Source organism: Tabrizicola sp. (genome assembly GCF_030694085.1).
Taxonomy (GTDB): Bacteria; Pseudomonadota; Alphaproteobacteria; order Rhodobacterales; family Rhodobacteraceae; genus Tabrizicola.
In genome coordinates, this window is record NZ_JAUXZE010000102.1 from 42,167 (window position 1) to 67,334 (window position 25,168).

The window sequence follows — 25,168 nt, forward strand, 5'->3', positions numbered from 1 at the left end:
CCATTTGCGCTTGCAGAAACCTTGCGCCTTCCACCGCCCGCTCCGGCTCGCTAAAGTCAGCGCATGATCACCGCCCAGGCCGAGACGTTCCCGCTTCGCAACCCGTTCACCATTTCGCGTGGCTCCAAGACCGAGGCGCGGGTGGTCACCGCAACCGTCACGCGCGGTGGCCATCGCGGTTGGGGCGAAGGGCTGCCCTATCCCCGCTATGGCGCGACAGTGGAGGCGGCCATTGCCGCCATTCTCGCGTTGCCGGAAGCGATCACGCGGCGCGAGTTGCAGACGGTCATGACACCCGGCGCCGCCCGGAACGCGGTGGATTGCGCGCTCTGGGATCTTGAGGCGAAGGCTTCCGGCAAGCCGGTCTGGCGGCTTGCGGGCCTTGCCGAACCGAGGCCGGTAGAGATTGCCTTTACCCTCTCTCTCGATACTCCCGAGGCCATGCGCGCTGCTGCCGCCCGCAATGCGCACCGGGCGGTTCTGAAGGTCAAGCTTGGAACCCCCGCCGACATGCCGCGGATCGAGGCGGTGCGACAGGGAGCGCCGAACGTCCGGCTCATCGTCGATGCGAACGAGGGCTGGACGCCGGAGGTATACTCCGACCTTGCGCCACACCTGATCCGCCTGGGAGTGGAAATGGTGGAACAGCCGCTGCCGCAGGGGGCCGAAGACATGCTGGCCGAGATTGCCCGCCCGCTGCCAGTCTGCGCCGATGAAAGCGCCCATGACGCGGACTCGTTGCCCGGGCTTCTGGGCAAGTACGACGTCGTGAACCTGAAGCTGGACAAGACCGGGGGCCTGACCGAGGCGCTTCGGGCACGGGACGAGGCGCTGCGGTTGGGGCTGCGGGTGATGGTCGGCTGCATGATCTCGACCTCGCTTTCCATGGCCCCGGCGATCCTGGTGGCCCAAGGGGCCGACTGGTCTGACCTTGACGGCCCCTCCGACATGGCGCAGGACCGCGACCATCCGGTCACCTACGACGACCGCCACATCCATCCGGCTTCGCCGCTTCTATGGGGATAACAGCATGACCCGCACCGTCTATGTGAATGGCGACTACCTGCCCGAGGCGCAAGCGAAGGTGTCGATCTTTGATCGGGGGTTTCTGATGGCCGACGGGGTCTATGAGGTGACCTCGGTGCTGGACGGCAAGCTGATCGACTTCGACGGCCACATCCGGCGGCTGGAGCGGTCGCTGAAGGAGCTGGATATGAGCTGCCCTATCGGGGCGGAAGAGCTGCTGGCGATGCACCGCGAGCTGGTTTCGCTGAACGGGATCGACCAGGGGATGATCTACCTGCAGGTGACGCGGGGCAATCCGGGGGACCGCAGCTTCATGTTCCCGGCGGCAGACGTGCCGGGGACGGTGGTGGCCTTCACCCAGGATATCCCGAACCTGGCGGATGCGCCCGCCGCGAAGACGGGCTTCAAGGTCATCACGATCCCGGACCTGCGGTGGAGCCGTGTCGATATCAAGACGGTGCAGCTTTTGTATCCCTCGATGGGGAAGATGGCGGCGAAGAAGGCGGGTGTCGATGACAGCTGGTTCACCGACGAGGCGGGGGCGGTGACCGAGGGGACCTCGAACAACGCCTATATCGTGAAGGGGAACCGGATCATCACCCGCCAGCTGGGCAACGATATCCTGCATGGGATCACCCGGGCGGCGGTGCTTCGCTTTGCAGCGGAGGCCCAGTTTGAAATCGAGGAGCGGCCCTTCACGGCAGAGGAGGCCCAAGGGGCGGATGAGGCGTTCTCGACTGCTGCGTCGATCTTCGTGATGCCTGTCGTGGAGGTGGATGGCAAGCCGGTCGGGTCCGGCAAGCCGGGGCCGGTGGCGATGCGGCTGCGGGAGGTCTATCTGGACGAGATGCGCAAGGCGGCGATCTGAGGTGTCCACGGTGGACAAATGCGGCGTTGCCTTTGGGATCAAGGGCTTGCGATTTTCTGTTAGGGGTTTCTTAACCCCTGTCCATGGGTGGCTGAGGGCCGCATGACGATCTATATCGACGCCGATGCCTGCCCGGTGAAGGCCGAGGCCGAGACGGTCGCCACCCGGCACAAGGTGCGGATGGTGCTGGTGTCGAACGGGGGGATCCGGCCCTCGCAGAACCCGTTCGTAGAGAGCGTCTTCGTCTCTAGCGGGCCGGATGAGGCCGACAAGTGGATCGCCGAGGCTTGCGGGCCGGGGGATGTCGTCGTCACCGGGGATATTCCCTTGGCGGCGAAATGCGTGGCGGCAGGGGCGCGGGTGGTCAAGCACAACGGCGAAGAGCTGACGGCGGCCAACGTCGGGATGGCTCTGGCGACGAGGGATCTGATGCAGGATTTGCGGTCGGCTGATCCGTTCCGACAGGGCGGAGGCAAGATGTTCTCCAAAGCGGACCGGAGTCGGTTTCTGGACGTGCTGGACCGGGTCGTACGGTCTGCGACGCGGGTTTGATCGGAGAGTCGGTCTGAAGCCCGACCTACGGGGCGGGTCCGCGTGGTGCGGGGTGTTTGGCGGCGGCGGTGCGCTGTAGCGCACCCTACGATGGGGTTGCAGTGGCGCTTCGGAAGCATAGAGTTGCGCGGGTGTCGGGCCGGGGAGTCTGGGTGAACCCCGACCTACGGGTGCGATGAGCCGGGTGTTGTTTTCCTTCGACGGATTCCGGCGCGGGGCGCGGGATGGGATGCCGCTGGCGGTGTCGATCTTCGCCTACGGGGTGGGGTTCGGGCTGGTGGCGGCGCAGGCCGGGTTTGGCGTCGGCAAGGCCGTGGCCACCAGCGCGGCGATCTATTCGGGGTCAGCGCAGTTGGCGGCGGTGAACCTGCTGCAGACCGGCGAGGCGACGCTTTGGGCGCTGTTTGCCACGATCCTGGTGATCAACGCGCGCTATCTTCTGTTCGGAGCGACCTTGCAGCCCTGGCTGTGGTCGGCGGGACCCTTGCGGGCTTATGGCAGCCTTTTGCTGCTGGGTGATGCCAACTGGATGATGACCATGCGGGCAATCCGGTCGGGAGAAGTGGACCGGGCCTATCTGGCGGGGACCGGGACGCCGGTGGCGGTGGGCTGGCTGTCGGGGACGGCATTGGGGGCTGCGGCAGTCAGTGTCCTGCCACGGCCCGAGGCGCTGGGGTTCGACCTGATGCTGGCCTGCTTCGCAGCGGCGATGATGACGGCGATGACGCGGACGCGGGCCGACCTCTTGCCCTTGGCGGTAGGGGCAGGGGCCGCGCTTGCGGTCTTCCAGGTGTTCGGTCCGGCCCCGGCGATCATCGGGGCGGGCCTTGCAGGCGCGGCGGCGGCGGCTCTGGTGCATCGCGGCGAGACATGAGCGAAAGCTTCCCGGTCTTGTTGGCAGTGATGGCGGCGGCGGCGTTCCTGTGCCGGGTGGCCGGCTTCACCCTGATGCGGTTCGTGCCGGTGTCGCCCCGGGTGGAGGCGGCGCTGCGGGCCACGCCGCTGGCGGTGATGGCCGGGATCACGGCGTTGGCGATGCAGGGGGGCGGGCTGGCGGAAGGGTTGGCGCTGGCCTCTGTTGTCGGGCTGACGCTGGTCTTGCGAAGCGACGTGGCTGCGGCGCTGCTGGGGGTGGCGGTGGTGGCACTGCTGCGCTGGGCGGGTCTTTGAGACGAATACTCCTCGTTCGCCTTCGTCTCCTCGTCGTGAGGGGGGCACCCCAGCGAGGAGTGCACGAACAGTGCTCGACGAGCGGTCCGCGCAAAGCAAAACCGGCGGCCCGTTGCGGGACCGCCGGTATTGGGTTCGGGTTTGGTACGGCCTAGTGCAGCCGGGCTTCGACCTGGGCGATGGCGTCGTCGATCGAGGCCGATGCCGCATCGGCAGTCATCTGCTTCGACAGGACTTCACCCGCAGCGGTAATCGCCACCGAGATGGCCTGCTCGCGCACCTGACGGATCGCACCGGCCTCGGCTGAGGCGATCTGTTCGGTCGCGGAGGCAAGGCGGCGGGCGATCGAGGCCTTGAGGTCCTCTTTCGCCTGGGCGGCGGCGGACATCGCCTCGTCCTTGGCTTGGGCGACGATACGGTCGGCCTGTTCCTGGACTTCCTTCTGCCGACGCTCGTAGGTCGCGAGGATCGACTTGGCTTCCTCCCGCAGGGCGCGGGCCTCGTCGAGTTCGGCCTTGATGGTCGCGGCCCGGGCGTCGAGCATGCCCAGAATCTTGGCCGGGACCTTCATGTAGACCAGAAGGCCGATGAAGCAGAGGAACGCGATCAGGACCACGAAGTTCGTGTTCTGCAAGGAGAAGAACGGACCCGTGGCCGCCATCGCCGGCGAGGCGAAGAGGGTGAGGAGGATGGAGAGCTTCTTCATCGCTTACCCTTTCAGCCGTGCCGTGACGGCAGCCGTCACCGCCGATGCATCGGCCTTGCCACCCAAGGCAGCAACCAGTTCGCCGGCCACGTCGCGCGCCACTTCGGCAACCGCCGCAGCAGCCCCGTCGCGGATCACGGCGATGGTCTTTTCCGATTCCGCAGCCTTGGCTGCAATCTCGGCGTCGGCCGTCGCGGTGGCGGCGTCGAGGTCCTTCTGGATCTCGGCCTTGGCCTGGGCGACGATCTTGGCCGCTTCGGTCCGGGCAGTTGCCAGCGCGTCGTTATAGGCCTTCTCGGCGGCCACGGCCCTCTGCTTCAGCTCTTCGGCTGCGGCAAGGTCGTTGGTGATCGTGCTTTTGCGATCCGCCAGCACCGCGCCGATGCGCGGCAGGGCGATCTTCGACAGCACGAGATAGATCACGACCAGCGTGACCAGAAGCCAGAAGATCTGGTTCGGCCAGGTCGAGAAATCGAGCTGGGGCATGCCCACAGCCTTTCCCGCCTCGCCATGTGCTTCGGTTGCCATGTGGCCTCTCCTGAACTTTTGGAACCTGGGCCGGGGCGGTGCCCGGCCCGGATGTCAGCCCAAAAAGATCAGACGGCGAACATCAGCAGAAGCGCGATCAGGAACGAGAAGATCCCGAGAGCTTCGGCGAAGGCGATGCCGACGAAGAGGTTGGCCATCTGGCCGGGGGCAGCCGACGGGTTGCGCAGGGCGCCCGCCAGGAAGTTGCCGGCAATGTGGCCCACGCCGATACCGGCGCCGCCGAGACCCATCGTTGCCAGACCGGCGCCGATGAACTTGCCCATTTCTGCGATATCGCCTTCCATGATGTCTCTCCTTTGGAATGCTGTTGGTTGGTGGTCCGAACCTTAGTGATGTGCGTCGCCGACGGCGTCGCGCAGGTACACGCAGGTCAGAATGGTGAAGACGTAGGCCTGAACGGCCGCGACAAGAAGTTCGAGGCCGTAGATCGCGGCGATGGCGGCGATCGGGACCACGGAGGCGACGCCCATCGCGCCGGCGAACCCGGCGAAGACCTTGATCACGGCGTGACCGGCCATCAGGTTGCCGCCAAGACGGATGGAGTGGCTGAGCGGCCGCACGAAGTAGGAGATCAGCTCGATGATCGCCAGGATCGGGCGCAGGATCAGCGGTGCGGACGACACCCAGAACATCGACAGGAAGCCGATGCCCTTGCGATAGAAGCCGACCAGCGTGACGGTCAGGAACACCAGGAGCGCCAGGACCGCCGTGACGGCGATGTGCGAGGTGGTGGTGAAGGACATCGGGATCAGGCCCAGCATGTTCGACAGGAAGACGAACATGAAGAGGGTCATGATGTAGGGGAAGAACTTCAGGCCTTCGTGCCCGGCAACGTCTTCGACCATCTTGTGGATGAAGCCGTAGAACATCTCGGCCACCGACTGCCCGCGCGAGGGGACGATGGCGCGGCGGCGGGTCGACAGAACCAGCAGCGCGATCATCGCAAGGACGGCGATGCCCATCCAGAGGGTGACGTTGGTCGGGGTATACCACTCGATCGGGCCGTCGCCGAACAGCGGCTTGACCACGAATTGATCCATCGGGTGGATCTGCAGTCCGCCAGCGTGCTCTTCCGTCGCCATCGTCAGTTCCCTTTGTCCTTGGCGGCCTCGTCTGCCGCCTTCCGTGCCAGTTGCCTTGCCGAGCCGAGCATCGTCTTGACGCCCGCGGCGAAGCCGAAGAGCGAAAAGATGATCAGGAAGACCGGCAATGTGCCAAACAGCACATCAAGCCCGTAACCGATGGCCATCCCGAGAAGCATCCCGGTCACCAGCTCGATCACCATCCTCCAGGCCACCTCGCCCTGCGAGAAACCCTTGACCGTGTTGGTCCGCTCTGGCGCAGCCTTTCCCTTGACCTGTTGCAGTCGCTTTTCCAGCGCCTGCAGACGGTCGGGATCGGGTTCGGACGCCATCGGCCAAGTCCCTTCACAGTCGTCGCGGTTCTACGGAGCGGGGGGTGCAGAGTCAAGCAGGCAGATCGTGCTGCAAGGTATTGAAAAATGGCTGTTTTGTGGTGGGGTGAATGTCGCGGGCATGGCAACCATGCCGGTCTACATATTCAACCCGAAGGTTGACGATCGCGTCAGGCCACAGGATAACCCCGCAATGAGCAATCGCCTTGATGCCGTCTTTGCCGCGCTGGCCGACCCGACACGGCGGGCGATCCTGGCCATGCTTCTGGAAGACGACATGGCGGTGACCGACGTGGCCGAACCCTTCGCCATGAGCCTTGCGGCCATCTCGAAGCACCTGACCGTGCTGTCCGACGCGGGCCTGATCAGCCGGGAAAAGCGTGGCCGGGTGATCTGGTGCAAGCTGGAGCCCGAGGCGATGCGCGAGGCGACCGTCTGGATGCGCGCCTTCGGGCAGGTCGATCCGCTGGACCTGGACGCTTTCGAGCGGTTCCTGGAACAGGAGTTGGCGGAAGAAGACTAGGGCCTTCGTCTGCGCCGCAGCCAGCGTTGCGTGGCGCGCCGAGACCGGATGATTGCGGTCGAGATCGGCCCGCGCAGATGCGGCAGATCGACGGCCAGAAGGAGGAGGCCCGCAGGAAGCATCCAGAGCCCAAGGATCGGCAGGAACCAGAAGAGTCCTCCGATTGTAAGCAGGATTGCCAGGGGCAGGCGGACCGGCATCCAGCTGCCGCGCCGCAAATGTGCCAGAGGCCCGCGCAATGGCGGGACCAGGCGCTCCAAAGCCTGGAACTGCCGGTGAAACCTGCGCTCGCGCCGCGACATCTGGGGACCCTCTGCGTGCAGGATAGGCCGTCGCCATGACAGAGGTGCGACAGTCGCTAGCGCCGCCGGGCGCGCCAGCGGTTCATGACCATGCGGGCCTTGCGTCGACCGCGGATGATGAAGGCCGAGATCGGCCCCCGCAAGACGGGCAGGTCGACGGCCAGCAGAAGCAACCCGAGGGGCAGCATCCAGACACCGAGGACGGGGAGGAAGGAAAAGACGCCCCCCGCGATCAGGAGGAGAGCGACGGGGAAGCGGATCGGAAACCAGCTGTCCTGACGAAGTGTGGACATCGGGCCGCGCAGGGGTGGAACGAGGCGCCCCAGCGCGTCGAACTGTCGTTGGAACCTGCGTTCCCGTCTTTGCTTGGCGGCCATCGGGTAAAGATGGGGGCGGCAGGACGCGCTTCAAGACGCGCGTAACCGGCCAAGCCGTATTCCGCCCGGTCAGTGCTGAGCCGAAAACTTCAAGGAACTCGGACCGGAGCCTTCGAAGGCTCCGATGCGATGTCTTTGAAGAATCGGTTACCCGTCGATGCGGATGCGGGCGTTCGTCGGGTCGAAGGGGCTGTCCTCGGTCACGACGGCGTCCCATTCCTGAAGCTGGATCTTGACCTTGAGCTTCTGGCCGGGTTCCGCCAGCGCGGCGGGGACGTAGCCCATGCCGATCTGCTTGCCGAAAGCCACGGAATAGCCGCCCGATGTCAGGCGACCGACCTTGATGCCGTCATGGATCAGCGCCTCTTTCCCCCACGGATCGGTGTCATCCGGCCCGTCGATCAGAAGCGTGACGCATTTCGACCGGATGCCGGTCGCCAGCATCTTTTCCTTGCCGCGGAAGTCCTTGGTCAAGTCGACGAAGCGGTCAAGCGCGGCCTCCAGCGGGGTCGCGTCGCGGCCCAACTCGTTGCCGAAGGCGCGGTAGGATTTCTCCTGCCGCAGCCAGTTCTGCGCGCGGGCGCCGACGGGTTTCAGGCCGTGCTTTTCGCCCGCTTTCAGGAGGAGATCCCAGAGGTAGCGGCCGAATTCGATGGGGTAGTGGAGTTCCCAGCCAAGCTCACCCGTATAGGCCACCCGGATCGCGCGGACGGGGCACATGCCAAGCTCGATGTCGCGGTAGCTCAGCCAGGGGAAGCGCTTGTTGCCGAGGACGGTGTCGGGGTCGGCGTCCTTGACGATGTCCTTCAGCAGGGCGCGGGCGTTGGGGCCGGCCAGCGCGTAGACGCCCCACTGGGTGGTGATGTCGTGGATGTCGATGTGGCCTTTGCCTTCGGCCATCCAGTCGTCGGCGGCCTTTTGCAGGAAGTCGTAGTCATAGGCCGTCCAGGCACCTGCCGAGATCAGGTAGTATTCGTCCTGCTTCAGCCGGACGATGGTGTATTCGGTCCGCGTCGTGCCGTGGTCGGTCAGGGCGTAGGTCAGGTTGATCCGGCCCACGTTCGGCAGCTTGTTGCAGGTGAAGTGGTCGAGGAAGGCTGTCGCGCCTGGGCCACGGACGAGGTGTTTTGTGAAGGCGCTGGCGTCGATGATGCCGACAGTGTTGCGGACGGCTTCGGCCTCGGCCTTCGCATATTGCCACCAGGCACCGCGCCGGAAGCTGCGGGAGTTGTGGTCGAAGTCAGCGGGGGCGTCCTTGGGGCCGTAGTAGTTCGGGCGTTCCCAGCCGTTCACCTGACCCATCTGCGCGCCGAGGTCTTTCTGGCGGTCATAGGCCGGGGCGGTGCGGAGGGGGCGGGCGGCTTCGCGTTCCTCATCCGGGTGGTGCAGGATGAAGACGTGGTCGTAGCATTCCTCGTTCTTGCGGGAGGCGTATTCCGTGGTCATCCAGCCGCCGAAGCGCTTGGGGTCGAGGCTGGCCATGTCGATCTCGGCTTCGCCTTCGGTCATCAGCTGGGCGAGGTAATGGCCGGTGCCGCCCGCAGCGGTGATGCCGAAGGAGAAGCCCTCGGCCAGCCACATGTTGCGCAGGCCGGGGGCGGGGCCGACCAGCGGGTTGCCGTCGGGGGTATAGCAGATCGGGCCGTTGTAATCGTCCTTGAGGCCCACGGTTTCCGACGACGGAATCCGGTGGATGAAGGACATGTATTCCTGCTCGATCCGTTCGAGGTCGAGCGGGAAGAGGTCGGCACGGAAGCTTTCCGGGACACCATACTGGAACCGCGCGGGGGCGCCCTTTTCGTAGGGGCCAAGGATCCAGCCGCCGCGTTCTTCGCGGACGTACCACTTGGCGTCGGCGTCGCGGAGGACCGGGTGCTGCGGGTTGGTCTTGCGCCATTCGACAAGGGCGGGGTCGGGCTCGGTCACGATGTACTGGTGTTCGACGACGACGGCGGGGGTCTTGATCCCCAGAAGCTTGGCGGTGCGCTGGGCGTGGTTGCCGGTGGCGGTGACGACATGTTCGGCGGTGATCTCAAAACGGTCGTCGGTGGCGACGAGGTTGCCGCCCTTTTCCTCAAGCCGGGTGCAGGAGACGATCCATTCCGACCCGGTCCAGCGGTAGCCGTCGACCTGGATCTTGCGTTCGATGGTGGCCCCCAACTGACGGGCCCCCTTGGCCATGGCTTGCGTCACGTCGGCCGGATTGATGTAGCCGTCCTGCGGGTGGTAGAGCGCGCCGATCAGGTCCTCGGTGCGGACCAGCGGCCAGCGGTCCTTGATTTCGCTCGGTTTCAGGAATTCATGGTAGACCCCGGCGGTCTCGGCCACCGAGGAGTAGAGCATGTATTCGTCCATGCGCTGCTGGTGTTGGGCCATGCGCAGGTTGCCGACGACGTAGAAACCGGGGTTCAGGCCCGTCTCGGCCTCCAGCCCCTTGTAGAAGTCGACCGAGTATTTGTGGATGTGGGTCGTCGCGTAGCTCATGTTGAACAGCGGCAGAAGCCCCGCCGCGTGCCAGGTCGACCCGGCGGTCAGCTCGTCCCGTTCGACCAGCATCGTGTCCCATCCCGCTTTCGCCAGGTGGTAGGCAATCCCGGTGCCGACTGCGCCGCCGCCGACGACGAGGGCTTTGACATGGGTTTTCATGGAAGGGACTCCCGCAATAGGTTTGCCCCTATCTGCCAGAGCCGGGGGAAACCGGGCAAGTCCACCCGACCTTTGGCGTCAGAAAACGACATGTTGTCGGTATTGACCCGACGCGGTGCGCTGCCGGACCGGACGCCACAGCCAAAAGCAAGGGCTTTCCACCGCTTTGCCGCAGTGTTGCCCGTTTCCTGGATTTGAACTCGCCCTATGGAATCGACAGAATCGTTCACGGTAGAGCATCCCAAGTCCGCCCGGCCCGCGCTGGTGGCGCTGGCGGCGATTGTCCTGTCCTGGCTGGCCGAGATCGCGGCTCAGATGGGATATTTCGGGCCGGGGGGTGAGATTTCCCATTGGGGCGTGCAAACGGCGGTGGCGCAAAGCGCGGTGATCGTTGCGGGGCTGGTGATTGCGCTGGGGCTGGTCAGGCGGATGGACCTGTTGGCGCGCAGCGTAACGCTGTTGTTCCTGCTGATGGCGGTGCTGAACCTGGCTCTCTGGACGCTGTTCCGCGAAGCGCCGCAGCTTTACCAGACCGAGGCGGGGGTCAATCTGATCCGCAACCTGTCGCACCTGCTGCAAGTGGCACTGCTGGTCTGGCTTCTGCGCGCGCCCTTGCGGCAATGGCTGCGGGCAGGGCTGGTGATGGCGGTGGTCTTCCTGGGGACGAAGGACATCGTCCTGCGCTGGTTCAGTGTCGATGAGCTTTACGTCTTCCCCGACGCCGAATGGGCCGAGGACTACACTCCGGTCGACGTCGAGGCGCTGTATGATGTGCAAGACCGGCTGATGGGCGAGCAGGTGGCCGCGCTTGCGCCCCAGACCGTAGGCGAGACCGAGGTCTTTGCGCTGGCCTTGGGCGGCACGGCGGACCAGTCGGTGTTTCTGACCGAGGTTGAAAGCGTCTCGGCGATCCTTGATGCCCAGTATGGCTCGGGGATGCGGACCTTGCGGCTGGCCAACAGCCACGACCATCCGACGCGCTATCCGATGGCGAACCGGGCGAACCTGGCGCGGGCGCTGAAAGAGATCGGCACGCGGCAGGGGGAGGAGGACCTGGCCATCCTGTTCCTGACCTCGCACGGGAGAGAAGACCTTTTCTCGCTGGACTTCCCCGAGGCGGGGACGACCGACCTGACCGCGCCGGAGTTCCGGCAGATGCTGGACGACAGCGGCATCGGTGCGGCGATGATCGTGGTGTTGGCTTGCTATTCTGGATCGTTCATCGACGATCTGGCGGCCCCGGATCGGCTGGTCATCGCCGCAGCGCGGGCGGACCGGACGTCGTTCGGCTGCCGCGACGGGGCCGAATGGACCGAGTTCGGCGAGTCCTTCTTTCACCGCGCCCTGCGGGCCGAGCCGGACCCCCGCAAGGCCTTCCCGATCGCGGTAGAGGATGTGACGCGGAAAGAACTGGCGGATGAGCTGACGCCCAGCCTGCCGCAGATCAGCCAGGGGGCCGAAATCGGCTTGGTGCTGGACCGGGTGCTGGCGCGCTGAACGGGGGCGCTCGTCGTTCGACTTCGTCGCTCCTCGCTGCGCTCTCCGACGAGAAGCCGAAGGCGCACGAGGAGGGGTGCTTGTGGTCGCGCGGGTTCTGCGCAAGGCTGGCGCGGACCAACAGGAAGGCCCGAGCATGACCCGTTTCAACCAACCCCTTGGCGGCAACGAGATGCCGCGTTTCGGCGGGCCGGCAACGATGATGCGGCTGCCCTTTGCCGCCAGCGCCAAGGGGCTGAACGCGGGCTTCATCGGAATTCCGATGGACCACGGGACCAGTAACCGACCCGGCACACGGCTTGGCCCCCGGCAGATCCGCGACGAGAGCCGCATGATCCGGCCCTACAACATGGCGACGGGGGCGGCGCCCTTCGAGCATCTGCAGGTCGCGGACCTGGGCGATGTGGCGATCAACACCTTTGATCTGAAAAAGACGGTGGACATCATCACCACCCACTACCGCGAGGTTCTGGCGCAGGGGGTGATCCCGCTGACCCTGGGCGGCGACCATACCCTCACCTGGCCGATCCTGCGCGCGATCAAGGAGCGTCACGGCCCCGTCGCGCTGATCCACATCGACGCCCATGCCGACATCAACGACACCATGTTCGGCGAGAAGGTCGCCCACGGCTGCCCCTTCCGCCGGGCCTGGGAGGATGGCTGTCTGATCGACGACAAGGTGTTCCAGATCGGCCTGCGCGCCACCGGCTATGCGGCGGACGACTTCAACTGGGGCCGCGACAAGGGCTGGACGGTGGTGCAGGCCGAGGAGTGCTGGCACAAGTCGCTGACCCCGTTGATGCAGATCGTGCGGGACCGGATCGGCGACGCGCCGGTCTATCTGAGCTATGACATCGACAGCCTGGATTCGGCCTTTGCACCGGGGACCGGGACAGTGGAGCCTGGGGGCCTGACCACCTGGCAAGGGCTGGAGATCATCCGGGGCTGCGCCGGTCTGAACCTGGTGGGCTGCGACCTGGTCGAGGTTTCGCCGCCTTACGACCCGACAGGCAACACCGCGCTGATCGCGGCGAATTACCTTTACGAGATGCTTTGCGTCCTGCCTGGCGTGCCGCAGAACCCGTCGCGGTTTTCGGGGCTGACGTTCTAGTCAGCCCTTCAGCGTATCACGGGGCGACAGGCCATAGCGCGTGCGGTAAAGCTCGGCGAAGCGGCCGAAATGGGTGAAGCCCCAGCGCAGCGCGATGTCAGTGACGCGAGTGCCGGGCGGGGCGGCCAGAAGGTCGGCGTGGACGCGCGCCAGCCGTGCCTCGCGCCAGAAGCCCAGGGGCGTGGTGCCGCGGTGTTCGCGGAAGGCCAGTTGCAACCCGCGGGGCGATATGCCTGCGACCTGCGCCACATCCTCGATGGTGATCTGCTGGTCCAGATGCGCCTCGATGAAGCTTTCGGCCAGCCGCAGGTGGCGGGGGCGGGGCGCTGCGCGGCTGCGGGCCAGCTGCGCCTGATGGTCGTGCTGCGCTTCCAGAAGGCCAGACAGGAGCGTGCTTTCGATCTGCCGCGCCATCAGCCCCGGCCCGATCGGGGGCTGGCCGGCATCGGCCTCGGCCACCAGCCACATCACCAGCCGCCGCAGCGCCGCTCCGGGACCCGACGCGATGTCGAGCGGCCCGTCGAAGGTCAGCGGCCGGTCCGAGGGTCCTCCAAGCTGGGCGGCCAGATGGTCCTGCATCGCACGGCGCGAGATCTGCACCAGGACCTGCCGGGTGCCTTCCTCCCAGGTCATCCGGGTCGGCAGGTGCGGGTTCAGGATCGCCGCGCGGTCGGGGGTGGAGAGGTAGGTGTCGCGCCCGTTGGTGATCTCGGCCCCGCCGTCAAGCGGGATTTGCAACAGGTAGAAGTTCCCCAATTCGCCCGGCGCGATCAGGGTCTTTGCACCATATTCGATGTAGTTCAGCGACAGCCGCTCACCCGGCAGATGGTGGTGGCAGGCGTCAAACAGGCTGCGCGCGCCCAGCGTCTCCAGCCGGTGCGGGCAGAAGACGGCAGCAACGCGCTCTCGCGCCTCGTCAAGATCGCGCGAGTGGAAGAGCGTGTGGTTGCGCAGCAGCGGTCTGGTCATCCGGCGGCCCCTGGCTATCGGCGTCAAGGCTAACACGCCCTGCGGCGATCCGGCGCGGTTGGGCGTCGATTTTTTCGTTTTCTGGATAGTTCCCGCGCAGCCCGGATAGACCCCTGCGCCCGGTCCGCCAGAATTCCTTCAAATTCAAAGAAAAACCGGGAGGAAGACAATGCGCGGATTGGGCGGGAAGGTGGCCATCGTGCCGGGCGGCTGCACCAAGATCGGGCGCGCGGTGGTCGATGCCTTCGTCGCGGCGGGCACAAAGGTCATGGTGGCCGACATCGCGGAGGGCGGGGGATTCGCGGAAGGGGTGGGTTTCCAGCACTGCGACCTGCGCGACGACGCCCAGATCGCGGCGCTGGTGCAGGCGACGCAGGACCGCTTCGGCCGCATCGACTTTCTGGTCAACGTGGCCTGTTCCTACCTGGACAACGGCGCGGCCTCGACGAGGGCGGAGTGGCTGGAGAGCCTGGACGTCAACCTTGTGGGGTCGGTCATCCTGATGCAGGCGGCTGAGGCGGAACTGGCGAAGAACCGGGGGGCCATTGTCAACTTCGGGTCGATCTCGTCGCGGGTGGCGCAGACCGGGCGCTGGCTTTACCCGGTGTCGAAGGCCGCGATCCTGCAGCTGACGCGCAATCAGGCGATGGATCTTGCGCCGAAGGGCATCCGGGTGAACGCGGTCAGCCCCGGCTGGACCTGGTCGAACATCATGGACCAGCTGACCAACGGCAATCGTGCCAAGACCGACAGCGTCGCCGCCCCGTTCCACCTTCTGGGTCGGGTGGCGAACCCCGAAGAGGTCGCCTCGGCCGTGCTGTTCCTCTGTTCGGACGAGGCCAGCTTCATCACCGGCACCGATATCTGCGTCGACGGCGGCTATACCGCGATGGGGCCGGAACGGGCAGACCCCGCGATCCCGCTTCTGATGTCCTGAACCCGGAGAGACCCCATGAAGATCGCCATCATCGGGGCCGGGTTCGCCGGCCTGACCACCGCCCGCCATCTGCGCGACTTCGGCCATGACGTGACCGTCTTCGAAAAGGTCCACGACGTCGGCGGGGTGTGGAGCAAGACGCGGCTTTACCCCGGCGTCAGCACGCAGAATGGCAAGGACACCTACTGCCTGTCCGACTTTCCGATGCCGAAGCACTATCCCGAATGGCCCTCGGGCCAGCAGGTGCAGGAGTATCTGAACGATTATGCCGACGCGTTCCGCCTGAAGCCGCTGATCCGCCTTTCCACCCCCGTCACCCATGCCGCGCAGGGGCCGGACGGGCGCTGGACGGTCACCTTCCAGCCCAAGGGCCAGCCGGAACAATCGGAAAGCTTCGATTTCCTGACCATCTGCAACGGCATCTTCTCGGCCCCCGCCGTGCCCGACTTCCCGGGCGCGGGTGAGTTCAGGGCGGCGGGCGGCACCATCTGCCATTCGTCCGAGTTCCTGGACCTCGATCAGGCGCGGGGCAAGCATGTCGTGGTGATCGGATATGGCAAATCGTCCTGCGACGTGGCCGTGGGTCTGGTCGAGGCGGCGGCCAGCATGACCGTCGTGGCGCGCGAGCTGATCTGGAAGATGCCGAAGAAACTGGGCGGGGTGCTGAACTACAAGTACCTGTTCCTGACCCGGATGGGCGAAGGGCTGTTCCCCTACATCACCCTGAGAGGGGTCGAAAAGTTCCTGCATGGTGCGGGGAAGCCGGTCCGCAACTCGATGCTCGGCTCGGTGCAGTCGGTCATCACGAAGCAGCTGAAGCTGAAGAAACTGGGCGCCCTGCCGCGTGGGTCGTTCGAGCGGATCGCGCGGTCCACCGTGTCGCTGGTGACCGACGGGTTCTTCGATCTGGTCGCCAAGGGGCGGATCGCGATAAAGCGCGACACGGCCATCGACCAGCTGATCGTCGAGGGCGGACGGCGCTTTGCGCTGCTGAAGACCGGGGAGAAGATCCCGGCCGACATCGTGATCTGCGGCACCGGCTGGCGGCAGGAGGTGCCGTTCCTGGACGCCGATCTGCAGGCCCGGATCATGGACGATCGCGGCAACTTCCGGCTTTACCGCTGCATCCTGCCGACGGGGGTGAGGAATCTGGCCTTCAACGGCTACAACTCGTCCTTCTTCTCGCCCCTGTCGGCCGAGATGGGGGCCTTGTGGATCGCGTCTTTGCTGGGCGGGGCCTTGCCGCTGCCACCCGAGGCCGAACAGCGGGCGGCCACCGACCGCCGCCTGCGCTGGATGGAGGAGCGGACCGAGGGCAAACATGCACGAGGGACCAACATCATCCCGTTCTCGATGCACCAGATCGACGAGCTTCTGGCGGACATGAACCTGTCGATCGGCCCGGTGCAGCGATTCATCGAGTGGCAGATGCCGGTCAAGCCGGGGCGCTATGCCCGGGTGGCGCGCGACCTGCACCGCCGTCTGGACAAGGCAGGCGCACCTGCAATCAAGCCGGCGCTCGCCTGATCTTCCCCGTCACCCGGACCCTCTCCCCCTGGCGGAGAGGGATGGGGTGAGGGGCAACCGGGTGTCAGTTGCGCCGGTGGGTGGCGGCGACGCGCGAGATTTCCTCGTAGATGCCTGACAGCAGGTTCAGCGCCCGCGTCGCCTCGGCAAGCCGATCGGAAAAGCCGGGGACGCCCGCGACCGCCTGGATCAGAAGCCGCCGCCGCACCGCGCCGTAGTCGTCGGTGACGCGGCGGCCTTCGTCGGTCACCTCGTAAGTCACGCCCGACCGCCCGGCCCCCTTGCGCAGGATCAGGCCCGCCCCGATCAGCTTGCGCAGCGAATACTGGATGTTGGGCACGTCATCGCGGTTGGTAAGGCGCGCAAGGTCCTTGATGGTCTTCGGCCGGTCGTTCATGCGGATGATGTGCAAGAGCGCATTCTCGGGCCCCGTTGCGGCCAGATCGCAGACCGAAGCCAGACATTCCGACTGCCAGCGCCCGAATCCCTCGAACGTGCGCATCAGGGCGAATTCCAGTTCGGTCGTGTCGACCTCGACCGGTCCTTCGGCGAGATGCCAATGCCAGTCGAGGCCTCGGTGTGGGCCATCGTTTTGAGTTTGAAGCTTTTTCTCAGTCATCGGACTTGCCTCCGCCCTCCGGGAGTCTGGCCGCAGTGGGCCGTTGACGCAAATGGATTTTACGATAGACTTTCAAGCATAAAATACCATCAAAACTGGAACAGGGAAGACCGACATGCCGCACCACCCGATGCTCTCGGGCGATCGCTTTCGCCTTGGCACTTTCTCGACCAACTGTTCTTCGGGGATGACGCCCACCAAGGCGCCCGAACGCTGGGTCAACAGCTGGGACAACAACCTGAAACTCGCCAAGATGCTGGACGAGGCCGGGATCGACTTCATGCTGCCGATTGCCCGCTGGATCGGCTACGGCGGCGAGACCGACTTTCATGGTGGCGTGCTGGAGACGATGACCTGGGCGGCGGGCCTTTTGGCGGCGACGAAGAACATCGCGGTTTTCGCCACGATCCACACTGCGGCCAACCCCCCCGTTGTCGTCGCGAAACAGATGGCGACCATTGACCACATCAGCCACGGCCGCGCGGGGCTGAACATCGTCGCGGGCTGGAACAAGCCGGAATACGAGGCGCTGGGCCTGACGCTGCCCGATGACCACGAGACGCGCTATGCCTATGCGCAGGAATGGTACGACCTGATCCAGAAGCTCTGGACCTCGGACGAACACTTCGACTGGGAGGGGAAGTATTTCAAGGCAAAGCGGGTGAAGGGCGATCCGAAGCCGTTGCGCGGCACGGTCCCGATCATCAATGCGGCTGGTTCGCCCCAGGGCCGGGAGTTCGCCACGGACAACGCCAATTTCCTGTTCACCCCGGCCATCGACCTGGAGCGGTCGAAGGTGGAAATCGCGGAGTTGAAGGCGCAGGCCAAGGCCAAGGGACGGGATGTCAACGTGCTGACCTTCAGCCACGTCATCTGCCGCCCGACCGAGGCCGAGGCCAAGGCCTATGCCGATTACACGGCGGTCGAGAACGCCGATACCGATGCGGTGGACAATCTGGTGCGGTTGCAGTTCGCCCATGCCCACAGTTTCCCGCATGACCTTCTGGCGCAGATCAAGCACCTTTTCGCGCTGGGCCACGGCGGCTTTCCCTTGATCGGCACGCCGGATCAGGTGGCCGAGGGCATCCTGAAGCTTCACGCGACGGGCTTTGCCGGGACAACGCTGTCCTTCGTCGACTATGTCGAGGAGTTCCCCTATTTCCGCGATACGGTGCTGCCGAAACTGGCAGCGGCCGGGATCAGGTAAGGGAACGGAAATGGCCGAAGAACCGACCGGGAAAGAGTTCCGCGATGCGATGCGGGCCTTTGTGGGCAATTGCAGCATCCTGACCGTGGGCGACGGAGACGAAGCCTCGGGCCTGGTGGTGACTTCGGCCATTTCGCTGTCGGCCGACCCGCCCCTGCTGCTGGCCTGCGTGAACCGCACCGCCTCGGCCCATCCGCTGCTGGTAAAGTACGGCCGGTTCGGCTGGTCCTCGCTTGGGGCCGGGCATCAGGCGGTGGCGGAGCGGTTCTCCGGCTTCGGCGGCGTGAAGGGCGCGGCGCGCTATGACGGGGCAGAGTGGGAGACGGCGGTCACCGGCGCGCGGCTTCTGGCTGGTGCTCCGGCGGCGTTCGACTGCACGGTCGAAGAGATGATCGACCGGGCGACCCATACGATCCTGATCGGTCGGGTGCGGGCGGTCCGGGTCACTCCCGGGGCCGGGGCGCTGGTCTACTGGAACGGCGGATACCGGGCGCTGGACGCGTGACGGCGCAAAGATTGGGCACGAAGGGGGCGGGGACGCCCCCTTTTTCGTTGGCTCAGGTGAAGCTTTCGATCGTGCGGATCGCGCCGTCCAGGGCCTTGCCCTCTTCGTCCATCAGCGCGGCCTCGCGCAGGCGGCGGCACCAGTCGGCGGCGTCGTCGCGGGTGGCGATGCGGGCTGTCGCGGCAAGCACGCGGTCGAACTTGGCATAGCCGCGGACGTGGGTGTCGGAGTAGCCCTTGATCAGGCGGCGGCAGCGGACCAGTTCCACGGCCAGGTCGTAATTGCGCGCGGTCTCGGCCAGGGCAGTCTCTAGCCAACGCGCAAGATGCGCCTGTTCCTGCGCGTGACGCAGGGTGCGGCGACGCCAGCCCTTCATCCCGCCCAGGATGTGGAGGGTGACAAAGGCGGGCAGGCTGTCGGTGCGGAGCCTGCGGCCCTTGTCGAACCAGCGTGTCAGGCGGGCCATCCACTTCGGGTCGGACTCTACCTTCGCGCCAAGGCGGGCGGGGAACATGCCGACAATCTCTTCGGCGCGGGGGTGGAAGAATTCGGTCAGTTGGAGGACGTTGGCGTCCTTTAGCCGCATTTCGCTGCGGATACGCTCAAAACGGCGGGCGCGGGTCTTCAGGTCGGCGACGCGGATGATGTCGTCGTAAGCCAGCGCGTTGGCGATGTACTTGGCGGCCTCACGCGCGAGGACCCAGCCGTGGGCGGCATCGTCGCGGGAGAGGACAGTCCCAAGGTGGTCAAGGTATTCCGCCCCGTAGCGCAGGTCCTGGAAGTCCACCACCTTACGCAGGCCGGGGAGGGCAAGTTCGGCCACCGGGGCGGGCAGGGCGGCCACGCGGGCAACAAGCTTGTCCCATTCGGCCATCAGTCGCGCTGGCCCCTGGACCTTCGGTTCGGACTTGGCGTCAGCGACTGGTGCGGCCTCGGGCGTCGGGTTCTCTGCGACCTGATAGGCCGCCGCGAAGGCGCGGAGCGAGGCTTCCGCGCCCTTGCCGCCTGCCCGGATCGCGGCCTCGAACGCCTCACGCGGGAAGGGCAGGACACCGGCCCCGGCCAGCGCGCCGAAAAGCGAGGCAGAGATGACCGAGCCGTTGCGGATCGCCAGCGCGTCGAAGTCGGCGGCGATGACGCGGCGGGCGGCGATCTCGGCGGCGGCCATCACTTCGTCGGAGGACGCAATGCCGTCACCGGGGACCATCTTTTCCGACACCGCCAGCGCGCGGTGGGTCGAGGTAATCAGGACCGTGCGGTCCGGCGTGACGAAGCCCCGGATGATGGAGCGACCGGCCTCCATCATCTCGGCGGTGATCATGATGTCGACGTCGCCGGGGGCGGGCATGAGCGAGAAGACCGGCACGGGGTCGCCGGGTGTCTGGGGCGCCATCTCGACGTAGTAGACGGTTGCGCCGGTGCGCTGCGAGACGCCTGCGACCGAGGTGGCCTGCGCGGCATAGCCTTGCGCGCGCGCCACGTCCTCGATCCAACCGGTGAGGACTCCGCCGCCCTGGCCGCCGACGGCGAGGATCGCCAGCTTGATGATGCCAGATAGGCGCGGGTCGGCCTGTTTGGACCCCAGGTCCGAGCCGATGGTTTCATGCAGCGTCATGCCGTGCCCCCGAAGTCCAGCCGTCGCGCGGCGCGGCGGGATTGCAGCCAGCCGATGATGCGGGTGCGGAAAGCGGCCATCTTCGCCTCCCATTTAGACGGGTTGTGGACCACATCGGCGCGGTAGAACGAGGGGCACAGGACGGCGGCATCCGCGACCTCGCCGCAGTTGCCGCAGCCGACGCAGGATTGGTCGATCGACGCCACGGGATCGTCGCGCAGGGGGTCGTCCAGTTTCTTCAGCGACAAGGACGGGCAGCCTGACAGCCGGATGCAGGCGTGATCGCCGGTGCAGATGTCTTCGTCGACGCCAAAGCGCGGGGCCTCGACGCGGCGGCCCTCCCTGATTGCCTGCTGCGCCAAGGGCTTCTCGCGGCGCTGCTTGTTCAGCATACATTCCGACGAGGCGACGATGACCTTGGGGCCGGGGGTGTCGGTGGTCAGCGCCTCACGCAGAACATCGCGCATGTGGCCCACGTCATAGGTCCGGTCGACCTGGCGCACCCAGTCGATCCCGATGCCCTTCAGGGCCTTGGTGATCGGGTGCTTGGTCGCCTTGGTCGGATTGTCGGCGCGGCTGGACATCACGTCCTGCCCCCCGGTCGCGGCGGAATAGTAGTTGTCGACGATCACCGCCACGCCGTCGGATTTGTTGAAGGCCATGTTGGTGAAGCTGGAACTGAGGCCATTGTGCCAGAACCCGCCGTCGCCGATGATCGAGACTGGACGACGTTCGCCGCCCCCGTCGAAGGCCGCGTTGGCGGCAGGGCCAAGGCCGTAGCCCATCGTGGCCCCACCAATCTCGAACGGCGGCAGCGCGCCGAAGAGGTGGCAGCCGATATCCGCAGAAATCTGCAGCTTGCCGGTTTCCTTCTGCACCAGCTTCATCGCCGCGAAGATCGGGCGTTCGGGGCAGCCGGTGCAAAAGCCGGGGGGCCGGATCGGGACGGTCCTGGTCAGGTCGGGGATCTGCGGCTTGTCTTCGTTCGGCGCGCGGACCATGGCCGGCAGCATCTGCGGCGCGGCCTCTTTCAGGAAGGCCGCGATCCCGTCCAGCATGACCTGCCCGGTGTATTCCCCGGCCATCGGCAGGATGCCCTTGCCGCGCAGCTTCACGCCGGAACCGGCGCGGTAAAGGAATGTGGTCAGCTGCTGTTCGATGAACTCGGGCTGGCCTTCCTCGATCACCAGGACCTGATCCTTGCCCTCGCAGAACTCCAGGAATTCCGACGACAGAAGCGGGTAGGTGACGTTCAGGACATAAAGCGGCACCTGAGAGTTGCCCCAGATGTCGGCCAGCCCCAGCCGTTGCAGCGCCCGGATGACGCCGTTGTACATGCCGCCTTGCAGGACCAGTCCGACGGGGGCGGTCGCAGGCCCGAAGACCTCGTTCAGCTTGCGGTCGCGGATGAACCTTTCGGCGGCGGGCCAGCGGTTCTTGATCTTGTCCTGTTCGTGCATGTAGGACATCGGGGGCAGCACGACGCGGGCGAAGTCGGACTGCGGGTTGGACAGGGCGTCCTTGACCGAAAGCTTCGGCCGCTGGTTGTCGCGGGTCTGGAAGCTGCCGGTGACATGGCAGGACCGGATGCGGACCATCAGCATGACCGGAGTGTTCGACGCTTCGGATAGTTCGAACCCATCCTGCACCGCCTTGGTGATGCAGGGCAGGTTGGGGCGGGGGTCCAGAAGCCAGAATTGCGACTTCATCGCGAAGGCGTGGCTGCGTTCCTGCATGATGCTGGAGCCTTCGCCGTAATCCTCGCCCACGATGACCAGCGCACCGCCGTTCACGCCCGAAGACGCAAGGTTCGCGAGGGCGTCCGAGGCGACGTTGACCCCGACCGAGCCCTTGAACGTCACCGCCCCACGGATCGGGTAATGGACGCTGGCCGCCAACATCGCCGCCGCCGCCGCCTCGTTCGCGTTGGCCTCGAACCGGATGCCAAGCTCGGCCATCAGGTCCTCGGCATCGGCGAGGACGTCCATCAGGTGACTGATCGGCGCGCCCTGGTAGCCGCCGACATAGCCCACGCCGTTTTCCAGCAGCGCCTTGGTGATCGCAAGGATGCCTTCGCCGGTGAAGGTATCCCCCTCGCCCTTGCGCAGGTGTTCGACTTCGGCCTTGAAGGAGCGTTCGGCCATGTCTCAGATCTCGTGTTTGCGGATGTTGGTCAGCATCTTTTGCAGAGTGCCGACAAAGGCGCGGCGTTCGTCGGCCGGGATGCCACGGAACATGCGTTCCTGGGCTTCGGCCATGCGGGGCCAGAGCGTTTCGAAATGGGTGCGGCCGGTGTCGGTGATGTAGACCCGGGTGGCGCGGCTGTCGGAGGCGTCGGATTCGCGGCGGATCAAGCCTTCGGTGGCCAGTTGGTCCAGCGCGCGCGACAGGGTGGACTGTTCCACCACCGAGAAGACAGCAAGCTCGCGGATCAGGGGGCCTTCGATCACCGACAGGACCGCCAGCGCCCGCATCTTTGGTGTGGTCAGGCCAAGCCCGGCCATCTCCTCGCGCAAGCTGGCGTTGTAGCGTCCCATGATGCGGTTCATCAGGTAGGGCGCGTAGTTGGTCAGTCCGATCTCGCCCAGCCGGGGCAGGGTCTCGGGCGGCTTTTCCGGGGGTGACTGGTCGGTCATGCGCCCAGCCTTTTCGCTGCAAGAAAGCCCGAGCCGCCGCCAAGGCCGGGGCCGGGGTGGGTCGAGGCACCGATGTGGGTGAAGCCTCGGATCAGGTTGGTGCCGTTGGTCGAATGGGCGTAGGGGCGGAAGATGAAGAACTGGTCGATGGTGCAGAGCCCGCCGTAGGGGTCGCCGCCGACGAGGTTGATGTTCATCTTTTCCAGGTCCGCAGGCGAGTAGGCGCGTCGGGCCAGCTTGATGGCGTCGAAGTCCTTGATATGGCGCTTCAGGATGGCTTCGATCCGGTCGGCGAACGCTTCGCGGCTGGCTTCGGACCAGGTGCCGTCGCTGGCAATCTGGTCGGCGGCGTCGCCCTTCACCACACGGGGCGCATCCGGGATTTGCAGCCAGAGGATCGCTTTTCCGTCCGGGCAGCGCGAGGGGTCCAGCCGGTGCGGTTGGCCGACGCAGATCGTGGGGGTGGCAGGCAGCATCCCGCGTTCTGCCTCGTTAGAAGCTTTCGATACGCTGTCGATGCCATCCGCCAGGTGGATCAGCGCCACATCGTCAAGGCCAGGTGTCAGCCATTCGGGGTGCCGGTCCAGGGCATAGTGCAGCTGGAAGTTGCCGCGCCCGTGGCGAAATGCTTTCGCGGCAGCCTTGTCCTCGGGCAGGTTCACGTCGCGCAGAAGGCGGTCCTGCAACTGGCCGGGCGCGACGGAGGCGAGGACGGAAGCGCAGGCGATCTCCTCGCCGCCCTGCAGCTGGACGCCCCGGACCTTGCCGTCCTGCACAAGGATACGGTCCACGTCCGCGCCGCAACGGATTTCGCCGCCTTTTTCCTCGATCAGCGCCTTGAAGGCGGCCACCCCGGCGCCAGAGCCGCCCTTGACGATGGGGGCGCCTGCGGCCTCCATTGCGAAGGCGATGACCTTGCCCATCTGGCCCGAATAGGTGCTTTCCGGGGTCAGGCCGGTGTGCAGAACCCAGGGCGCGTAAAGCGCCTGGACGGTGGGCGAGGCATAAGTCGTCTCCAGCCACCCCCGCGCCGGGACCAACGCGCTGCCGAACCAGGCGGCAAGGCCCCGCAGGCCACGTTTGCGGACCTGGCCCCAGAGGAGTTTCGCCGTGGGCCAGGACCAGAGCGCCCCGCCCAGCAGTGCGAAGAGGAACGGCGCGTCGGCCTCGATCCCGCCCACGTCGCGGGCATGGGCGTCGCCGTCGCCAGCCGCCAGCCTGTTGAACGCAGCAATGTTCTTCGCGCGGTCCGTGGTCAGCACCAGCGCCTGACCATCGGGGCGGAGCACGGCGGTCGGGTGCGGTGTATGGCAATAGTCGAAGCCGTGCCGCGCCAGGTGGGGGCCAAGCGCGGCCCCCGCCGGGGAGGTCATGAACAGGACCCAGGTCGCGGCCATCACGTCATGGCGAAAGCCCGGCAGCGTGATCTCCTCGGTGCGCAGGCAGCCGCCAGGGACTGCCTCCCGCTCCAGCAGCAGGACGCGGTCGCCCTTCAGGGCAAGCATCGCCCCGGCGACCAGCGCGTTGATCCCGCTGCCGATGATGACGTGATCGGGCCGCATGTTACGACTTCGGCACCAGCGCCAAGGCGCGGATGGGCGAGCCGGTGCCCTGCTTGATCTTCAACGGCGCGGCAATCAGGATCGCGCCCTTGGCGGGCAGCTTGTCCAGATTGGCAAGGCTGGCCAGCCCGAAGCAGTTGTTCTTGTGCAAGAGGTTGTGCGCCGGGAAGGGCGGAGTCATCCCGCCTGCCTGGCCCGCGTCGGTGCCGATGCATTGGCTGCCCCAGCCGACGATGCCCTTGGACAGCAGATACTCGATCACCTCGGCGGTCGGGCCGGGGGTATGGGGCCCGGTCTCGTTCGCATTTAGAAAAAGTTTTTCATCATGCGCGCGCTGGTCCCAGTCCGACCGCAGCACGACCCACTCGCCCGCATTGATCGCGCCATGCTTGGCCTCCCAGGCCTTCACATGGTCGATGGTCAGCAGGAAATCCGGGTTGGCCGCACATTCGGCGCTGAAATCCAGCACGTTCACGGGCGCCACCAGCCGCTGCACATCCAGCGTGTCGGTGTAGCCGTCGGCATAATCCTTGCCGGTGATCCAGTGGTGCGGCGCGTCGAAGTGGGTGCCCGAGTGTTCGCCCAGTTCCAGCCAGTTCCAGGCCCAGAACGGCCCGTCCTTGTCATATTCGCTGATCCGGTGGATCTTGATCGGCGGGGTGTCCTTGGCGAAATCCGGCGGCAGCTTCAGCAGCGGGGTTTCCGGGCCAAGCACGCCCGAGCAGTCCACCACCTCGATCCCGCCCGAGGCAAGCATCCCCGCCAAGGATTGCAGCACGTTTGCTGAGGTCATCTTTCTCTCCCTGTTGGCCGGACCCGTCCGGCAAGGCCCTGCCGGGCGTATCCCCGG

The 25,168-nt window shown here is 66.0% G+C and carries 27 protein-coding genes; 12 read left to right on the forward strand and 15 right to left on the reverse strand.

What is annotated here, in order from left to right:
- Nucleotides 1-63 precede the first annotated feature (63 nt).
- The 5 genes from dgcA (at nucleotide 64) to Q8M85_RS22895 (ending at nucleotide 3,616) form a co-directional block, all read left to right on the forward strand.
- A complete protein-coding gene (gene dgcA, locus Q8M85_RS22875; RefSeq protein ID WP_305549248.1) occupies nucleotides 64-1,026 on the forward strand; it encodes an N-acetyl-D-Glu racemase DgcA in 963 nt (320 codons plus the stop codon).
- 4 nt (nucleotides 1,027-1,030) lie between these two features.
- Nucleotides 1,031-1,894 (forward strand): D-amino-acid transaminase, encoded by an 864-nt coding sequence (locus Q8M85_RS22880; RefSeq protein WP_305549251.1) that lies wholly within the window; start codon nucleotides 1,031-1,033, stop codon nucleotides 1,892-1,894.
- A 102-nt stretch (nucleotides 1,895-1,996) separates the two neighbouring features.
- Nucleotides 1,997-2,446 carry a YaiI/YqxD family protein gene (locus Q8M85_RS22885; RefSeq protein WP_305549254.1) on the forward strand — a complete coding sequence of 150 codons (450 nt, stop codon included), beginning with the start codon at nucleotides 1,997-1,999 and terminating at the stop codon, nucleotides 2,444-2,446.
- 187 nt (nucleotides 2,447-2,633) lie between these two features.
- A complete protein-coding gene (locus Q8M85_RS22890; RefSeq protein ID WP_305549257.1) occupies nucleotides 2,634-3,320 on the forward strand; it encodes an AzlC family ABC transporter permease in 687 nt (228 codons plus the stop codon).
- Nucleotides 3,317-3,616 carry an AzlD family protein gene (locus Q8M85_RS22895; RefSeq protein ID WP_305549260.1) on the forward strand — a complete coding sequence of 100 codons (300 nt, stop codon included), beginning with the start codon at nucleotides 3,317-3,319 and terminating at the stop codon, nucleotides 3,614-3,616. The genes Q8M85_RS22890 and Q8M85_RS22895 overlap by 4 nt, the downstream gene beginning before the upstream one ends.
- Before the next feature lie 151 nt (nucleotides 3,617-3,767).
- Here the strand turns inward: Q8M85_RS22895 and Q8M85_RS22900 are convergent, their stop codons facing one another.
- The 5 genes from Q8M85_RS22900 to Q8M85_RS22920 form a co-directional block, all read right to left on the reverse strand.
- The gene (locus Q8M85_RS22900) at nucleotides 3,768-4,322 is read right to left on the reverse strand and encodes a F0F1 ATP synthase subunit B (protein WP_305549263.1); all 555 of its coding nucleotides are present in this window, start codon (nucleotides 4,320-4,322) and stop codon (nucleotides 3,768-3,770) included.
- Nucleotides 4,323-4,325: 3 nt separating this feature from the next.
- Nucleotides 4,326-4,850: a F0F1 ATP synthase subunit B' gene (locus Q8M85_RS22905; RefSeq protein ID WP_305549266.1), complete on the reverse strand. Its 525-nt coding sequence runs from the start codon at nucleotides 4,848-4,850 to the stop codon at nucleotides 4,326-4,328.
- A gap of 68 nt (nucleotides 4,851-4,918) precedes the next feature.
- The gene (locus tag Q8M85_RS22910; RefSeq protein WP_125325857.1) at nucleotides 4,919-5,155 is read right to left on the reverse strand and encodes a F0F1 ATP synthase subunit C; all 237 of its coding nucleotides are present in this window, start codon (nucleotides 5,153-5,155) and stop codon (nucleotides 4,919-4,921) included.
- Nucleotides 5,156-5,197: 42 nt separating this feature from the next.
- Nucleotides 5,198-5,953, reverse strand: coding sequence for a F0F1 ATP synthase subunit A (locus tag Q8M85_RS22915; RefSeq protein ID WP_305549272.1), 756 nt, complete (start codon nucleotides 5,951-5,953; stop codon nucleotides 5,198-5,200).
- A gap of 2 nt (nucleotides 5,954-5,955) precedes the next feature.
- On the reverse strand, nucleotides 5,956-6,285 hold the full coding sequence (locus Q8M85_RS22920) for an AtpZ/AtpI family protein (RefSeq protein WP_305549274.1): 330 nt from the start codon (nucleotides 6,283-6,285) through the stop codon (nucleotides 5,956-5,958).
- A 193-nt stretch (nucleotides 6,286-6,478) separates the two neighbouring features.
- Between Q8M85_RS22920 and Q8M85_RS22925 the strand changes: the two genes are divergently transcribed.
- Nucleotides 6,479-6,808, forward strand: a complete 330-nt coding sequence (locus Q8M85_RS22925) for a metalloregulator ArsR/SmtB family transcription factor (protein ID WP_305549276.1) — start codon at nucleotides 6,479-6,481, stop codon at nucleotides 6,806-6,808.
- Here the strand turns inward: Q8M85_RS22925 and Q8M85_RS22930 are convergent.
- The 3 genes from Q8M85_RS22930 to Q8M85_RS22940 form a co-directional block, all read right to left on the reverse strand.
- Nucleotides 6,805-7,110 (reverse strand): hypothetical protein, encoded by a 306-nt coding sequence (locus Q8M85_RS22930; RefSeq protein ID WP_305549279.1) that lies wholly within the window; start codon nucleotides 7,108-7,110, stop codon nucleotides 6,805-6,807. The two genes, Q8M85_RS22925 and Q8M85_RS22930, sit on opposite strands and share 4 nt — an antisense overlap.
- A gap of 56 nt (nucleotides 7,111-7,166) precedes the next feature.
- Entirely contained in the window at nucleotides 7,167-7,403 is a 237-nt protein-coding gene (locus tag Q8M85_RS22935; RefSeq protein WP_305549282.1) for a hypothetical protein, read from the reverse strand.
- A gap of 231 nt (nucleotides 7,404-7,634) precedes the next feature.
- Nucleotides 7,635-10,133 (reverse strand): FAD-dependent oxidoreductase, encoded by a 2,499-nt coding sequence (locus Q8M85_RS22940; protein ID WP_305549285.1) that lies wholly within the window; start codon nucleotides 10,131-10,133, stop codon nucleotides 7,635-7,637.
- Between the two features lie 207 nt (nucleotides 10,134-10,340).
- On the opposite strand from Q8M85_RS22940, the gene Q8M85_RS22945 reads away from it, so the two are divergent.
- Together Q8M85_RS22945 and speB are read left to right on the forward strand one after the other, a co-directional pair.
- Nucleotides 10,341-11,630, forward strand: coding sequence for a C13 family peptidase (locus Q8M85_RS22945; RefSeq protein WP_305549288.1), 1,290 nt, complete (start codon nucleotides 10,341-10,343; stop codon nucleotides 11,628-11,630).
- A 136-nt stretch (nucleotides 11,631-11,766) separates the two neighbouring features.
- Nucleotides 11,767-12,741, forward strand: coding sequence for an agmatinase (speB, locus tag Q8M85_RS22950; RefSeq protein WP_305549291.1), 975 nt, complete (start codon nucleotides 11,767-11,769; stop codon nucleotides 12,739-12,741).
- On the opposite strand, the gene Q8M85_RS22955 is transcribed toward speB, so the two are convergent.
- Nucleotides 12,742-13,710 (reverse strand): AraC family transcriptional regulator, encoded by a 969-nt coding sequence (locus Q8M85_RS22955; RefSeq protein WP_305549294.1) that lies wholly within the window; start codon nucleotides 13,708-13,710, stop codon nucleotides 12,742-12,744.
- 169 nt (nucleotides 13,711-13,879) lie between these two features.
- Between Q8M85_RS22955 and Q8M85_RS22960 the strand changes: the two genes are divergently transcribed.
- Nucleotides 13,880-14,647: an SDR family oxidoreductase gene (locus tag Q8M85_RS22960; RefSeq protein WP_305549298.1), complete on the forward strand. Its 768-nt coding sequence runs from the start codon at nucleotides 13,880-13,882 to the stop codon at nucleotides 14,645-14,647.
- Between the two features lie 15 nt (nucleotides 14,648-14,662).
- On the forward strand, nucleotides 14,663-16,174 hold the full coding sequence (locus Q8M85_RS22965) for an NAD(P)/FAD-dependent oxidoreductase (protein ID WP_305549301.1): 1,512 nt from the start codon (nucleotides 14,663-14,665) through the stop codon (nucleotides 16,172-16,174).
- Nucleotides 16,175-16,238: 64 nt separating this feature from the next.
- Here the strand turns inward: Q8M85_RS22965 and Q8M85_RS22970 are convergent, their stop codons facing one another.
- Complete coding sequence (locus Q8M85_RS22970; protein ID WP_305549304.1) at nucleotides 16,239-16,793, reverse strand: winged helix DNA-binding protein; 555 nt, start codon at nucleotides 16,791-16,793, stop codon at nucleotides 16,239-16,241.
- A gap of 115 nt (nucleotides 16,794-16,908) precedes the next feature.
- On the opposite strand from Q8M85_RS22970, the gene Q8M85_RS22975 reads away from it, so the two are divergent.
- Nucleotides 16,909-18,000, forward strand: coding sequence for an LLM class flavin-dependent oxidoreductase (locus Q8M85_RS22975; RefSeq protein ID WP_305549308.1), 1,092 nt, complete (start codon nucleotides 16,909-16,911; stop codon nucleotides 17,998-18,000).
- A gap of 10 nt (nucleotides 18,001-18,010) precedes the next feature.
- The gene (locus Q8M85_RS22980; protein ID WP_305549311.1) at nucleotides 18,011-18,505 is read left to right on the forward strand and encodes a flavin reductase family protein; all 495 of its coding nucleotides are present in this window, start codon (nucleotides 18,011-18,013) and stop codon (nucleotides 18,503-18,505) included.
- Between the two features lie 52 nt (nucleotides 18,506-18,557).
- Here the strand turns inward: Q8M85_RS22980 and Q8M85_RS22985 are convergent, their stop codons facing one another.
- From Q8M85_RS22985 to Q8M85_RS23005, 5 genes are read right to left on the reverse strand one after another with little or no spacing between them, the layout of a single operon-like run.
- Nucleotides 18,558-20,120 (reverse strand): indolepyruvate oxidoreductase subunit beta family protein, encoded by a 1,563-nt coding sequence (locus Q8M85_RS22985; RefSeq protein ID WP_305549314.1) that lies wholly within the window; start codon nucleotides 20,118-20,120, stop codon nucleotides 18,558-18,560.
- The gene (locus tag Q8M85_RS22990; RefSeq protein WP_305549317.1) at nucleotides 20,117-22,264 is read right to left on the reverse strand and encodes an indolepyruvate ferredoxin oxidoreductase subunit alpha; all 2,148 of its coding nucleotides are present in this window, start codon (nucleotides 22,262-22,264) and stop codon (nucleotides 20,117-20,119) included. The genes Q8M85_RS22985 and Q8M85_RS22990 overlap by 4 nt, the downstream gene beginning before the upstream one ends.
- 3 nt (nucleotides 22,265-22,267) lie before the next feature.
- The gene (locus tag Q8M85_RS22995) at nucleotides 22,268-22,756 is read right to left on the reverse strand and encodes a MarR family winged helix-turn-helix transcriptional regulator (protein ID WP_305549320.1); all 489 of its coding nucleotides are present in this window, start codon (nucleotides 22,754-22,756) and stop codon (nucleotides 22,268-22,270) included.
- A complete protein-coding gene (locus tag Q8M85_RS23000; protein ID WP_305549323.1) occupies nucleotides 22,753-24,318 on the reverse strand; it encodes an NAD(P)/FAD-dependent oxidoreductase in 1,566 nt (521 codons plus the stop codon). Before Q8M85_RS23000 ends, Q8M85_RS22995 begins: the two co-directional genes overlap by 4 nt.
- Nucleotide 24,319: 1 nt before the next feature.
- Nucleotides 24,320-25,111 (reverse strand): cyclase family protein, encoded by a 792-nt coding sequence (locus tag Q8M85_RS23005; RefSeq protein WP_305549326.1) that lies wholly within the window; start codon nucleotides 25,109-25,111, stop codon nucleotides 24,320-24,322.
- Nucleotides 25,112-25,168: the final 57 nt, after the last annotated feature.